We start from the raw sequence: 12,870 nt of genomic DNA on the forward strand, positions 1-12,870 counted from the left end.
TCGCCACTCAGGTCGGCAATTCGTGTCGTAGCACCTTGCCGGCCGGGTTACGCGGGATGGCGTCGACAACGCTGATATCGCGGGGTTGCTCGAATCGGGAAACTTTGTCTTTCAAATACTCTCGGATTGCCTCTTTGTCGATGGCGGCGCCCGGCCTGGGCACGACGAACGCGGCCAACCGTTGACCGAATTGCTCGTCGGGCACCCCGACGACGGCGATGTCGACGATGTCGGGGTGCTCGGCGAGCGCGTTTTCCACAGCGCGGGGATAGACGTTCTCTCCGCCCGAGATGATCATGTCGTCGCTACGGCCCACGATGAACAACTGGCCGGACTCATCGAAATAGCCCATGTCCCCGGTCCCGGTCATGTTGTCGATGACGTCCTTGCCCTCCCCACCGGTATAGCCTTCGAACGTCAACTCGCCGCCGACAAAGACCCGGCCGATCACATGCGGGCCCACCGGCCGGTCGTCGTCGTCGAAGATACCCACCGAGCAGCCAATCGACGGCCTGCCGACCGTCTCGGGATTCGCACGCAGCTCGGCCGGGGTAGCCAAAGCGCCAATCCCGACCTCGGTGGAACCGTAGCCGTTGTAAAGGACGTCGCCGTAGGCGTCCATGAACCGTTGCACCAAACCGGGCTCGAGCCGGGCACCACTGGACAACACGACGCGCAGCGCCGGCACCGGGTTTCGCGCACGAACAGCTTCAGGCAGCTCAAGGATGCGCGCCAACATCACCGGAACTACGGTCAGCGCATCGGCGCGATACAAGGATGCCTGGGCCAGCACGGCCTCGGCATCGAACCGTCGCCGGGTCAGTATCGTCCCGCCCAGACCCACGGTCAGTATCGTCATGCCCAAGCCCAGCCCATGAAACATGGGTACCGCCACAGCAATTCGAGATCCGACGCGCAGTCCGGTGCGATCGAGTATCGTGACGCCGACACCGAGCACCCCCGGATTGATTCGAGGTGCGCGAGGCACACCCTTGGGTTTTCCCGTCGTGCCGGATGTGAGCAGTACGATCCGACCCGCCCGCGCCACCTTGGGCCGCGAATCATGTTGCGCGGGTTCAACAGTCTCCGGGTCGACGATGATGGCTGAGGCGTCGGCGGCCCGCACCCGCTCGCTGAATTCGCCGTCGCAGATCACGGCTTTGATGTCGTGACCGGTCAACGCCGCGGCCAGCCCATCGGCACGGAATTCGGTGTTGATGGGAACGACGTCGCCACCGACCAATGCGGCGGCGAACAGTGCTTCGACGAAACTCCGGCCGTTGCGGCACATGACCCCGACTGCCTGGCCGGGTTTGACACCACGGCGATACAGCTCGGCGGCAAGCGCTTCGGTTCGTTGCGCCAGCTCCCGATAACTGATAACGCCGTCGTCGTCGACGACCGCGGTTCGGTCGGGCCACCGCGCCGCGACGACCGCGAGCAGCGTAAAAGGATTCATGCCGCCTCGGCGCACCTCGCTCACCAGCCGGACCAAGGCCATCGGCCCCGGGAGGCGAAGCAGGTGTGATTTCAGCAGCGCCCGGGCGGTCACGGTCACCACGTCAAAGGCGGTCATGGGTGTTCTCCATCGGAGTCGATGACGTTGCGGTACCAAATCCGCGCGGCCCGATCGACCGGACCGGCCAGCATCACCGAAGCGACTTCAGCGGGCCAGGTCCACACCGGCGCGATCGCGCGGGGACGTTCGATGATCGCTTTGGCGACGACGTCGGCGGCCTGGTCCGGATAAAGGCCCGGCAGTTTTCGCAGCAACGGTGTGGGCTCGATCATCCGGGTGCGAACCAGGGCGAAGTAGATCGAGGTGACGTCGACACCATCAGAATGCAATTCCGGTGCGACGCTTCGCAACCAGCGGTCGAACGCTCCCTTGGACGCTTGATAGACCCCCCACTGCGGACCGGGCGGGACCCGCACGCCGACGCTGGAGATGTTGACGATGTGCCCGCCGCGGTGACTCCGCATTGCCGGGAGCACACCCAATAGCAGCTGGATCGGCCCGAGATAGTTGACGGCGATGGTGCGTTGAAAATCGTGCGGCCGGTCGTACTGCTCATGCAGTGAACGCCGCAGCGACTTGCCGGCGTTGCTCACCACAACATCGAGCGCGCCGTGCTCGTCGTTGATCCGTTGCACCAGAGCGTTGATCGCGCTTTCGTCGGTCAGATCGGCCGGATAGGCGAACGCACGCCCGCCGCCCGCGTTGATTGATGCGGCGAGGTCGGCGAGCCGGTCCGCCGAGCGGGCAACCGCCAGCACCGTCGCGCGCGCTGCCGCGAGCTTGCGCGCGGTCGCCTCGCCGACACCGTACGACGCCCCGGTCACCAGCACGGTCTTACCGGCGACGACGTTGCGCAACTTGTCGAGATCCGCCACGCCGGCCGGGTTGGCAAGCCTGTCGACGGCTTTGGCGGCTTTGGCGGCAATGTTCATCAGCGACGTTGTTGCTCGATGAACCGATGGACCGCGGCGGCGACCTCGTGCGGGCAGTCTTCCTGCACAAAGTGTTTGGCCGGCAACAGCGTTACCTGCTCGGTGCCACTGGCCGCCTGAGCCTGCATCCCGTGGCGGCGCCAGCTGAGCATCCGGTCTCGTTCACCCCAGACGATCTGAACCGGATAGGGCGTGTCGTGCACGGCGGCCACATAGCGACGCTGGCTTTCGGCGGTGAGCTCGAAGCCGCGCATGATTTTCAGAAACGCCCGCCCGTCGTCGTCGCCGAACAATAGTGGCTTCCAGCACGAGATCTCGGCGATCGGCACCCCCCGGCTGACCCCGACCATCCGCATGATCGCCTCGAACGCACCGGGAATCCGCATCGATTGCAGCCAAGCTTCGCCAAGCCCGCGATGCGCGAACGGCTCCATGGGCCAGGGCCGATGGAAGGTCTCGACCGCGATGATCGTGTTGAGCACCGTCATCGACAGCACGCGATCCGGGACCGCGTGCGCCACCTCGAAACCCACTGGCCCGCCGATGTCGTGCACCACCAAATGGAACCGTTCCAGCTCGAGCGTATCGATCGCCGAGCGCAGCCACCGGCCAAGCCCGCTCCAGCGGTAGTCGGCGTCGTCCGGTCGTTCCGCCAGCCCGAGCCCCGGCAGGTCGACCGCGATACCGCGCAGGCCGTGTCGGGCGAGCGCCGGAACGACCTTTCGGTACAAATAGGCCGACGCCGGCACCCCGTGTACACACACGACCGGCGGCGCGTCCGGTGGGCCCTCGTCGAGCACGAACGACCTGATCCCACCCGCGGTGAAGACTCGTCCCGTGCGTCGGTACTGGTCGAGCAGCCGCGCCGTTTCACCCATGCTGGAAGTCTTGCAGAGGGCCGTGCCTCGGTCGGCCGCGGCTTCAGACGCTTCCTCCGTACTCTCGGTGAGGTGAGCGTTGCACCCGAACCGACCATCACGCTCGACGACCGTTTCGCCCGTGAGCTGCCGGAGTTGGCGATCCGCTGGAAGGCCGAGCAGGTTGCGCAGCCGCGATTGCTCGTGCTCAACGAAACACTGGCCGCCGAGCTCGACCTTGACCCGGCGTGGCTGCGAAGTCCCGACGGGCTGCGCTTTTTGGTCGGCAACCGCCTTCCCGCCGACGCAGACCCGGTGGCCCAGGCCTACGCCGGGCACCAGTTCGGCGGGTACGTTCCGCGGCTAGGCGACGGTCGCGCCCTACTCCTCGGCGAGCTCGTTGACACCCACGGCCAGCCTCGCGACCTGCACCTCAAAGGTTCCGGGCCCACGCCGTTCGCCCGCGGCGGCGACGGGCTTGCCGCGGTCGGCCCGATGCTGCGCGAGTACGTCGTCAGCGAATCCATGCACGCTCTGGGCATCCCGACGACCCGATCGCTGGCCGTGGTCGCGACCGGGCGCGTGGTGCAACGGGAGACCCTGCTGCCCGGCGCAGTGCTCGCCCGGGTCGCGAGCAGCCATCTGCGGGTCGGGACGTTCCAATACGCGGCGATGACCAAAGACGTGGGGCTGCTGCGCCGCCTCGCCGACTACGCGATCACCCGGCATCATCCAGGCGCGGTGGAAAGCGACCAGCCCTACCTTGCGCTGCTGGAAGCCGTGATCGCCGCCCAGGCGTCGCTGGTGGCGCAGTGGATGCTCGTCGGCTTCATCCATGGGGTGATGAACACCGACAACATGACGATCTCGGGCGAGACCATCGACTACGGGCCCTGCGCCTTCATGGACTCCTACGACGCGGCCACGGTCTTCAGCTCGATCGATTTTTGGGGTCGCTACGCCTACGGAAATCAGCCGGCCATCGCCGAATGGAACCTGGGCGCGTTCGCCGAGGCGCTGCTGCCGCTGCTCGCCGACGACCGGGAGCAGGCGGTGGCCGTCGCGGTGGAGTCACTCAAAGGTTTTCGCCCCAAATACGACGCGGCCTGGTCGGCCGGCATGCGCGCCAAGCTCGGCCTATCGGCCGACGCCGACGAGCTGGGCACCGAGCTGCTCGGGTTGCTCGAGCAGCATCGCGTCGACTACACCTCGTTCTTCCGCCACCTGAGCCGAGCCGCCCGCGGCGAGGCCGAGCCCGCGCGCGCACTCGTCGCCGAGCACGCCGCGTTCGACGACTGGTTGGCGCGCTGGCTGGCGCTGGATCCGGACGCCGACGCAATGGACCGCGTCAATCCCGTCTACATCGCCCGCAACCATCTCGTCGAAGAAGCTCTTGCCGCGGCAACCGACGGCGACCTGGACCCGCTCGAGCGACTACTGGCGGTGTTGGCCGCGCCCTATGACGAGCGGCCGGGCCGACAGCGCTATGCCGCTGCGGCACCGGAAGATTTCGGGCCATACCAGACCTTCTGCGGCACCTAGCACTAGACCGGTATCGACCGAGCTTGGCCCCGTCCCGCTGAAATACCAAGGCGCACCTGTGCCTAAGCGGATGAACAAGCTGGGCTCGGGTGGCGTGCCGGCGACAGGCAGCCTGCTGTCGCCCGACCCGGAATCCGAACGCGAAGCGCTGGCGGTCGCCGCAACCGCTTCGACGCGGCGTGCTTTGACCGCGCTGCAAGAACGCCAGAGCGATCAGCTACCGCGGCCGTCGTCGTCGAGGCCGGCACGCAACAACTGCCATGCCAACCGCCGGGCATCTGCGGCCCGCGCATGCATCAGTCGCTGGACCGCGGGGACGGGGTTGGGGTCGAGCTCTTGGCCTTCGACAACTGCGGCGTGGATCTCCTCGGCCACTCGAACCGCCATGACCGCCGCCTCGTTGATCCGGTCCAGGGCGGCGTGCAGGTCGTGATCCTCGATCAGCAGGTGCGCATTGCCCAGTTCGACGGAGAAGTCGCTCACGACTTGCCCGATCTGTTCGAAAATCGGGTTCATCGCGATTTCCCGCTCAGCGGCGTCCTCGATGCGCAGAACCCGTGCAGCCTCGTTCCACAGCATTGCCAGCATCCGGGTGTGCGCCGCGACGGCACGCGACACCTCGATCATCGCTTGCTTCTGTAGCCGCTCGAGCAGCTGTGTGCGCTCGACGGCCGCGTGCTCCCGCGCAGCGTCCATCGCGGCACGATGCAATGCCTGTTGGGCTTCCATCTCGGTCTGGTGCAACCTGCGCGTTATGGCGACCTCGCGGGCCGAACGTTCCTCGGCGGCGACGAACTGCCCGCGTAGTCGTTCGACGGCTTCGGCAGCGGTGCGCGCCGCGTAACGCTGGATGGTGATGGTCTGCCACAGCGCCACCAGCACCACGCCGAAGACGACCGCACCGAAGAACCACTGCGCCTTGGATTCGCTCGGGGCGGGACTGAGAAAGATAAACCAGACAATGGCGGCGCTGCCGACGATTCCGCAGGTCACCCAGCCGACGCTGCCCCACCCTCCCGGTAAGTCGGACCACCGCGGTGCACGGCGAGGCGGCTCGAGGCGGGGCGACGGCGGCGGCGCACCGTTGAAGTCGCCGAGCTGCCGAGGCCCGGCGGCCCCGCCGGATTGCATTACTTCAGTCACCTGCCTCCCCTCTCACCGAGCACACCGCGCAATGCGGTTCAGACTAGAGCGGTGCGGTCAAGGCGATACTCGTCGGCCCGCGCCGATCGCACCGGCGGGCCGTCACTCATGGTGTACGACGTCGGCGCGGACCGCTAATGTCGATTCGGTGTCACGTGGAGCAATGCCGTCGCAGCCCGCGCCGCACGACGGTGAGTCGTCAGTCATCGTCAGCCTTTCCGAGGCCGCCATCCACATGCATGTGGCCGCCATCGATGCCTTGCCGTCCGCACAGGACGCGACGTTTCACCAACGCGCCGACGTCGTTCTGGCCGGCATGCGCAAACTGCGGGCCGCGCTCACCGAAGCAGCCGGCCGCAGCCGATCCTCTCCGAGCGTGATCATGGCGCTCAGCGATGTTCGCCGGCGCTACGACCAGTTGATGAGTCGCGTGGCGGCCGCGCCCGGCTCGAGTCTTGGCCAACAGCTCTACGCCGCGCGTATCCACGCCAAACTGTCCACCCAGGAAGTGGCCAACGGTACCGGCCTGCGCCCCGAACTCCTCGACGACCTCGAGGCCGGCGAGATTCCCACCCACGAGGAAGCGGCCAAAGTCAAAAACCTGCTCGCGGTGCTCAGCGACGTGGCCGCAGACTTCGCCACCATCGACGACCGGCGAGTATCGGTCAGCTGAGGCATTCACCGCAACCCGTGAAATCAGTCCGCATGAACGGGTTTGCGTTCCACGCACGGCGGGAACTGAAAGGCCGGAGGCGGGAACGCCGCCGACCTGAGGGAGGACAAAATGGCGGACGACAAGAGCGGTCCCGGAGAGGCCGTCAGGGGCGTCGTGGAGGGCGCCAAGGGGCTGGCCAAAGAAGCGGTCGGTTCCGTCACTGGCAACGACGAGATGGTCGAGGAAGCCAAAGCCCAGCAGGACAAGGCCGAGGCTCAACGAGACGCGGCCAAAAGGGAAGCCGAAGCCGAAGCGGCGCGCGCCAGCGCCAAGGCCGCAGAAGAGCGTCAGAAGGCCAACCAGGACAACAACTAGACGTGTCGCCAGGATGGGCCCAGCCGAGAATCGCTGGGCTCATTCTTTATGCGTCCTTTATGCGCCATCGTGGGCAAAACGACGCGGCAAGTACGCTGGCCGCGTGAGCAGCGATCAAGTTCCCGGTGGTGTGGTGCACGAGTTGCCCCCGGACCTGCGTACGGCGTTGGTCGGCAATGCCACAGCACTGGCCGCCTGGAACGACATCACGCCGCTGGCGCGCAACGAGTTCATCTGTTGGGTCGAGGACGCCAAGCAACAGAAGACCCGCGAACGCCGCATCCGCCGGACCCAAGAAGAGCTGGAAGAAGGCAAGCGACGACCATGCTGCTGGCCGGGTTGCAAGCACCGGGAGCGCACCGGCCGCTGAGGCCCGTTATTTGGTCTTGACGGGCAACTTTGCCCATCCGCGCACACTGGAGGTGTGCGCCTTTCGCGCGTTGGCGTAGTCAACTTCCCAGTCGGTCCACCGCTTCAGCACCTCTTCGAAGGCCACCCGCGCTTCGAGCCGCGCCAGCGCCGACCCGAGGCAGAAGTGCAAACCGTGTCCAAAGCTCAAATGCCCACCCGTACGGTGGATGTCGTAGCGGTCCGGTTCGCTGAACCGTCGTTCGTCACGATTCGCCGACCCGTTGAGCAACAACATGTACGAGCCCTCCGCCACGGTGCGGCCGTACCACTCGGTGTCGCGGGCGACGTAGCGGGCCTGCACCGGTGATGGCGCCTCGTAGCGCAGCGTTTCTTCCACCGCGCCCGGAATGAGCGATGGATCGGCGACGAGTTCGTGTCGCTGGTCGGGATGTTCGCCGAGCAGCTGACCCATGAACCCGATCAACCGAGTGGTGGTTTCGTTACCGGCGCCGGCGATCATCGCGGTGTAGGCGAGGACTTCGGTGCGCTCGAGCGGACGCGACGATCCGTCTTGTTCTTCGACGTGCGCGTTGAGCAGCTCCGTCATCAGATCGTCGGAGGGATGCGTCGCCCGCCACTCGATGTATTCGGCGAACATCGTGATCGCATCTTCGAAAACCGTCGGGCTGACCTCGCCTCCCGGCCGCCGGTCGACCGCGAGGCGCTCGTTGTTGCGATCACGGATCAGCTGTTGGCCCTCCTCCGGGATGCCCAGCAGGTAGCCGATTGTCCGCATCGGCATGACCGCACCAAGATCGGCGACGAAGTCGAATCCGTCCAGATCGACAAGCGGATCCAGCGCGCGCGAACAGAAATCGCGCACCAAACCCTCCACCGCCAGCATCCGGCGCGGAGTGAAGACCCGCGACAGCAAGCGCCGGTGCAAGTCGTGCAGCGGCGGATCTTCGAACAGCAAGATGCCGGGCGGTACTTCGATGCCGCTGAACAGAATGTCGGCGGTGGTGCCGCGACCGGACCGGTATGTCTGCCAATCCGGAAGTGCGCTCGCAACGTCGTCGTAGCGGCTCAGTGCATAGAAGTTGTACTTGTCGTTGAAGTACAGCGGCGCCTCGTCCCGCATCCGCTTCCACACCGGGTACGGATCGTCGTCGATATCGATGTCGAACGGGTCGTAGTACAGCTGCGCAGTTTGGTTGCTGATCACTGGTCTACTTCCTACAGGGGTTGGTTCTCTACGCCGGGAAACAGCAGAGCCGCGGGCCCCGCGGTCGTCCAACCTTGCAGCTTCGCAACGAGGTGCGGTGCGAAAACCGCTCCGTAGAGCAAGTTTCCGATGACAACCACAGCAACGATGGACAGCACGGCAGATTGCAGCCGGGTTGAGGATCGCTTGTCGGCCCACATGTCGATGACATTGCGCCCCTGGGAATCCGTGCGTCCGAGCAGGTAGGTGAAGACCATCATCTGCACCCCCATTGCCAGGGCGTCGTCGATGGGGTACTGCTGCTTGGTCCCTTCCCATAGCCCCAGGCCGGGTATCACCTTGCCGTAGTGGAAAACTCCGAGTCGGGCCCCCAGGATGGCGTTGAACAGAAAAGCCCACACGAACCCGACGACGAGCCCAACGCTGAGCAGGGTGATCGGCCTGCGCCAGTGCATCTTCGAGCTCAGCCAACGACCGAGTACGGCGCCGATCACAGCAGGCAGCACGAAGTAGGGGATGTAGCCGATGGGCACCGACGAGGGCAGACCGCCCCACGTCATGTTCAACGGCCACCAGGACGGCATGCGTGGAATGGCCGGCGGGAACTGCGCGTAGTCCGCCCAGTCGTACGGTGCCTCGATCCACGAGAACGAGATCGCCGAGATGCAGAGCAGCAACAGCGGGTGCAGGCGTCGACGGCGGTAGCTCAGGTAGACACCGATCGCCACGAACGAGACCCCGCCGACGTAGGCGAAGGCGATGGCTGCTTTCAGCAGCGGCGTCAGCTCAGCGTTCATCGGTCGTAGCCCCGCGTACTTCCGGGTCGAGGTAGATGACCAGGCCGTATATCAGGACGATCAGTCCGATGAGTGTGCCGAGCACCACGACTACGCCCATAGCTGCGCCCCTTCCCGGATCGAAAGGATAGCGCACACTATCTTAAGATTGAAGATTGGTTGGCTCGAGTGCGCCAACAGCCGAGTTGGAGTAGCGAACAACGATGCCCCCAGGACCTTCCGCTCAGGCCACCCGCCGCCCGCGCGGCGCGCCGCGGACCTTGCTGCTCGACGCAGCCCGTGATCTGTTTGCCCGCCGTGATTACCGCAGCACCACGACGCGGGAGATCGCCCAGGCGGCCGGTGTCACCGAGCATCTGCTCTTTCGCCACTTCGGGTCGAAGGCCGGCCTGTTCCGCGAAGCCCTCGTCTTGCCGTTCACCAACTTCGTCGACGAGTTCGGTCAGACGTGGCGGTCGGTGGTTCCCGAGGAAACCGACGAGGAGGAACTGACTCGCCATTTCGTCGGGCAGCTCTACGACCTACTGGTGGAACACCGGGGCCTGCTCGTGACGCTCATCGCATCGGACACGCTCAGCGATGACGAGATCGCTGAGGCCGGGATCGCCGACATCAGGCATGCGCTCACCGTGCTCGGCCAAATCAGCGCCGAGGGAATGCATCTGCGGGGACTGCGGTCAAGCCAGCCGGACCTGCCGGCGCGCTCGACGGTCGCCATGATCGCCGGGATGGCCGCGCTGCGTTCGGCCTACTCCGGAGCCGCGCAGCCGTCGCGGGAGGCGATCGTCGAGGAACTCGTCCAGGCGATCCTGCACGGCTTCCTGCACCGCAACGACTGAGCGCATCAGACTTTGATCGACGGCAGCAGCCTGGTGAGAGTCCAGAGTCGATTGCGTCGAGCCGATAGGCAAGCGATCGTCACCGCGACGACCAATATGCCGACCAGCGCGATAATCGCCTGCCACAGCCGGAAATCGATACCGCCGAGGATGAGTTGCCGCAGCCCGTTGACGCCGAAGGTCATCGGGTCGAAGCGGTGCAGGGTCTGGAACGGTTTTGAGGTGGTTTCCACCGGGTACATGCCGCCGGCGCTGACGAGCTGCAGCATGAGTAAGGCCATGATCAGCACCCGGCCCACCGCCGGGCCGACGAGCGCGTTGATCGCCTGTGTCGCGGCGACGAACGCGCACGAGATCAGCACCATGAAAACGAGCATCCCGACGGGATGGGCCGCGTGCATTCCAAGCGCGAAGCGCACCACACAGTACAAGATGATCGCTTGGATGATCCCGATGGCCGCTGCGGGCAGGTAGCTGGCAAGCACCACGCGCAGCGCAAGTACTTCTGCGGCGATCGCACGGTTTTGTAAGGGTCGCAACACCATCCATAGCACCAGCGCGCCGAAGAACAAGGCGAGGGTCAAAAAGAATGGCGCCATCCCGGTGCCGAAGTTGGGTGCGGCGTTCTCGTGTGTGGCTTTCAGATGAACCGGGCCGCCGATGGTGTCGGCGATGGCGTTCTTCTGCTGGGTGGTCCAGTCGGGGACCTGCTTGGCCCCGTCGGCGAGTTTGGCCGCGAGCTCGGCTGACCCGGCCTTGAGTTGTGCGGTGCCTGATTTCAGCTGCTGGGCGCCGTCGTCGAGTTTGGCGATACCGCTTGCCAATTCGGCGTTGCCAGCGGCGACCTGCTGGGCTCCGTTGCGTAGTTGGGTGATCTTGTCGGTCAGGTCCTGCGCGCCGCTGCCGACTCTGTCGAGCGCGGATCTCACTGGGCCGGTGGCGTTTTGCGCGTCAGTGAGCTGCTGGCGGAGCTGGGGTGTGAACTGGTGCTGCCGGAGCTGATCCTGTATGCCGTGCAGCGCTCCCACGGCGTTGCGTGCTGTCGGGTCCTGGCTTACCGACAGCTGATCGATGACCCCTGACAAGGAGGTTGCGGCGGCGTCCTGAGCCGCGGCGATCGCATCGATCTGGTCGGCGACTTGCTGGATCGCACTGGTGCTGCCACTTACCGCGGACAGCACTTTGGCCACCGCGAGCAGTGGGTCGGTGGCCTGGTTGATCCCATCGGAGAGCTGCTTGGCGCCGGCAGCCAGCTGCGCTGATCCGGACCGGGCAGTGTGCAGGCCGGTCGCCAGTTGCCCGGCACCGCCGTCGACCTGAGCCGCGCCGTCGGCGAGTCGTTGGGCCCCGTCGGCAGCCTGCTTGATGCCCGCACCGGACGAGACGACGACCGACAGCACCTGGTTGACTGCCTGTCCGGAGATCCGCGTCGATACCGCGTTGAGGACCTGGTCGACGGCGGTGCGGCCGATGCTTGACGAGATGTAGTTGTTGGCGTCGTTGTACACGGCGATCAGATCGGCTTTTTTAGGGTGCCCGGTCACCGGCGACGCGATTGCTTCGCTGAAGTCCGGCGGCAATTCGAGCATGAAGTAGTACTTGCCGTGGTCGACTCCGCTGCGTGCCTGCTCGGCATCCACGACATGCCAGTCCAGGTCGCTGTCAGCGGTCAGGCCCTTGGCGATCTCATCGCCGACATTTAGCCGTTGCCCGGAAACGACGGCACCGCGGTCGGCGTTGACCAGCGCTACGGGCATTTTGTTCACGTGGCCGAACGGATCCCAAAACGCCCACAGATACAGCGCCCCGTAGACGAGGGGCAGCAGCATCAGCACCACGATCGCGGCCCGCGTCATCCGGCTGCGGCCGAACCGCTTGATCTCCGAGCCCAGTGCAAGACCAGCCAGCATCGTCAGCCCTCCCCGGTCAGCGTCCGGTAATCGTGAAGCTCGTGCTCGGGAGCGTCCGCGCCCAGCGGATTGGTCACCCCCACAACGACCGTGCGCCGGGTCGCGATCGCGCCGAGCCGCTCGACCGCAGTCGCCCGTCGAGCGTTGTCCCGGACCTGTTCAAGGTCGCCGACGACCAGGATCGGCCGGTCCGACATCAGCGCCAGAGTGATCCGCAGCAAGAACAGTTCGAGGTCGGACAACTCGACGATGTAGGAGTTCGCCGACGGCGGGGCGATCTCGCCGAACACCTCCTTCAGCTCGGCTTGGCCGGCCTGCATCGGCACCTGCGAGTACCACGGCGCCAGCCATCGGCGTTGTTCGGCGAGCACGGTCTGCACCGTGACCGACTCCTCCAAATCGTCGATGTCGGCGAACGCCGCGATCGAGCAGTGCCGGCGGATTGCGCGCGGTTGCGAGTCACCGAACACCCTTACCGTGCCGTGGGTGGGCTTGAGCCGCCCGGCCAGCGTCAACAACAGGGCAGTCTGCCCTGGTCCACCCGGCATCTGGATGGCGTGCAAGCCCGCTGTGAGTGCGAGATGGACGGCACAGAAGAGCGGTCCGTGTTCGCCGTCAACCCCCAGCCCGATGGCGCTGATCAATGGCGCAGCGTCCGGCTCGTCCTGTGCGTCCTGTGCATCCATGGGCCTATTCGATCAAAACGCGCTGCGGCGCCCCCACGC

General features: G+C 65.7%; 13 protein-coding genes and 1 pseudogene. 6 read left to right on the forward strand and 8 right to left on the reverse strand.

Annotation, left to right across the window (positions count from 1 at the left end):
- Positions 1 to 7: 7 nt before the first annotated feature.
- The 3 genes from MSP7336_RS04980 to MSP7336_RS04990 are packed head-to-tail and all read right to left on the reverse strand — an operon-like array spanning position 8 to position 3,329.
- Entirely contained in the window at positions 8 to 1,576 is a 1,569-nt protein-coding gene (locus tag MSP7336_RS04980; RefSeq protein WP_113963183.1) for an AMP-binding protein, read from the reverse strand.
- Positions 1,573 to 2,451 carry an SDR family NAD(P)-dependent oxidoreductase gene (locus MSP7336_RS04985; protein WP_069394145.1) on the reverse strand — a complete coding sequence of 293 codons (879 nt, stop codon included), beginning with the start codon at positions 2,449 to 2,451 and terminating at the stop codon, positions 1,573 to 1,575. The genes MSP7336_RS04980 and MSP7336_RS04985 overlap by 4 nt, the downstream gene beginning before the upstream one ends.
- A complete protein-coding gene (locus MSP7336_RS04990) occupies positions 2,451 to 3,329 on the reverse strand; it encodes an alpha/beta fold hydrolase (protein ID WP_069394144.1) in 879 nt (292 codons plus the stop codon). The genes MSP7336_RS04985 and MSP7336_RS04990 overlap by 1 nt, the downstream gene beginning before the upstream one ends.
- A gap of 72 nt (positions 3,330 to 3,401) precedes the next feature.
- Here MSP7336_RS04990 and MSP7336_RS04995 point away from each other — a divergent pair, with 72 nt between their 5' ends.
- Positions 3,402 to 4,850, forward strand: coding sequence for a protein adenylyltransferase SelO (locus MSP7336_RS04995; protein WP_113963184.1), 1,449 nt, complete (start codon positions 3,402 to 3,404; stop codon positions 4,848 to 4,850).
- 28 nt (positions 4,851 to 4,878) lie between these two features.
- Positions 4,879 to 5,058 (forward strand): annotated as a pseudogene (locus MSP7336_RS24075) (cytochrome bc1 complex cytochrome b subunit); the annotation flags it as partial.
- A 5-nt stretch (positions 5,059 to 5,063) separates the two neighbouring features.
- Here the strand turns inward: MSP7336_RS24075 and MSP7336_RS05005 are convergent.
- Positions 5,064 to 5,993 (reverse strand): hypothetical protein, encoded by a 930-nt coding sequence (locus MSP7336_RS05005; RefSeq protein ID WP_232320902.1) that lies wholly within the window; start codon positions 5,991 to 5,993, stop codon positions 5,064 to 5,066.
- Between the two features lie 148 nt (positions 5,994 to 6,141).
- Between MSP7336_RS05005 and MSP7336_RS05010 the strand changes: the two genes are divergently transcribed.
- The 3 genes from MSP7336_RS05010 (at position 6,142) to MSP7336_RS05020 (ending at position 7,393) form a co-directional block, all read left to right on the forward strand.
- Entirely contained in the window at positions 6,142 to 6,666 is a 525-nt protein-coding gene (locus MSP7336_RS05010) for a helix-turn-helix domain-containing protein (protein WP_232320901.1), read from the forward strand.
- A gap of 111 nt (positions 6,667 to 6,777) precedes the next feature.
- Positions 6,778 to 7,023 carry a microaggregate-binding protein 1 gene (mbp1, locus tag MSP7336_RS05015; protein WP_069394141.1) on the forward strand — a complete coding sequence of 82 codons (246 nt, stop codon included), beginning with the start codon at positions 6,778 to 6,780 and terminating at the stop codon, positions 7,021 to 7,023.
- Between the two features lie 103 nt (positions 7,024 to 7,126).
- The gene (locus MSP7336_RS05020; protein ID WP_069394140.1) at positions 7,127 to 7,393 is read left to right on the forward strand and encodes a YdeI/OmpD-associated family protein; all 267 of its coding nucleotides are present in this window, start codon (positions 7,127 to 7,129) and stop codon (positions 7,391 to 7,393) included.
- Positions 7,394 to 7,399: 6 nt separating this feature from the next.
- On the opposite strand, the gene MSP7336_RS05025 is transcribed toward MSP7336_RS05020, so the two are convergent.
- On the reverse strand, positions 7,400 to 8,599 hold the full coding sequence (locus tag MSP7336_RS05025) for a cytochrome P450 (RefSeq protein WP_113963185.1): 1,200 nt from the start codon (positions 8,597 to 8,599) through the stop codon (positions 7,400 to 7,402).
- 11 nt (positions 8,600 to 8,610) lie between these two features.
- Positions 8,611 to 9,396 (reverse strand): spirocyclase AveC family protein, encoded by a 786-nt coding sequence (locus MSP7336_RS05030; protein ID WP_113963186.1) that lies wholly within the window; start codon positions 9,394 to 9,396, stop codon positions 8,611 to 8,613.
- Positions 9,397 to 9,599: 203 nt separating this feature from the next.
- Between MSP7336_RS05030 and MSP7336_RS05035 the strand changes: the two genes are divergently transcribed.
- Positions 9,600 to 10,235 carry a TetR/AcrR family transcriptional regulator gene (locus MSP7336_RS05035; RefSeq protein WP_069394137.1) on the forward strand — a complete coding sequence of 212 codons (636 nt, stop codon included), beginning with the start codon at positions 9,600 to 9,602 and terminating at the stop codon, positions 10,233 to 10,235.
- Positions 10,236 to 10,240: 5 nt separating this feature from the next.
- On the opposite strand, the gene MSP7336_RS05040 is transcribed toward MSP7336_RS05035, so the two are convergent.
- Positions 10,241 to 12,145: a YhgE/Pip domain-containing protein gene (locus MSP7336_RS05040; protein WP_113963187.1), complete on the reverse strand. Its 1,905-nt coding sequence runs from the start codon at positions 12,143 to 12,145 to the stop codon at positions 10,241 to 10,243.
- 2 nt (positions 12,146 to 12,147) lie between these two features.
- Positions 12,148 to 12,831, reverse strand: a complete 684-nt coding sequence (locus tag MSP7336_RS05045; RefSeq protein WP_069394135.1) for a P-loop NTPase family protein — start codon at positions 12,829 to 12,831, stop codon at positions 12,148 to 12,150.
- Positions 12,832 to 12,870 lie beyond the last annotated feature (39 nt).

Origin of the sequence: Mycobacterium shimoidei (genome assembly GCF_900417275.1) — a bacterium.
GTDB classification, from domain to species: Bacteria; Actinomycetota; Actinomycetes; order Mycobacteriales; family Mycobacteriaceae; genus Mycobacterium; species Mycobacterium shimoidei.

What these genes read in the sequence shown, in the direction of transcription:
- MSP7336_RS04980 (WP_113963183.1), bottom strand. Translation starts at nt 1,576, where the DNA reads ATGACCGCCTTTGACGTGGTGACCGTGACCGCCCGGGCGCTGCTGAAA.
- MSP7336_RS04985 (WP_069394145.1), bottom strand. Translation starts at nt 2,451, where the DNA reads ATGAACATTGCCGCCAAAGCCGCCAAAGCCGTCGACAGGCTTGCCAAC.
- MSP7336_RS04990 (WP_069394144.1), bottom strand. Translation starts at nt 3,329, where the DNA reads ATGGGTGAAACGGCGCGGCTGCTCGACCAGTACCGACGCACGGGACGA.
- mbp1 (WP_069394141.1), top strand. Translation starts at nt 6,778, where the DNA reads ATGGCGGACGACAAGAGCGGTCCCGGAGAGGCCGTCAGGGGCGTCGTG.
- MSP7336_RS05030 (WP_113963186.1), bottom strand. Translation starts at nt 9,396, where the DNA reads ATGAACGCTGAGCTGACGCCGCTGCTGAAAGCAGCCATCGCCTTCGCC.
- MSP7336_RS05035 (WP_069394137.1), top strand. Translation starts at nt 9,600, where the DNA reads ATGCCCCCAGGACCTTCCGCTCAGGCCACCCGCCGCCCGCGCGGCGCG.
- MSP7336_RS05040 (WP_113963187.1), bottom strand. Translation starts at nt 12,145, where the DNA reads ATGCTGGCTGGTCTTGCACTGGGCTCGGAGATCAAGCGGTTCGGCCGC.
- MSP7336_RS05045 (WP_069394135.1), bottom strand. Translation starts at nt 12,831, where the DNA reads ATGGATGCACAGGACGCACAGGACGAGCCGGACGCTGCGCCATTGATC.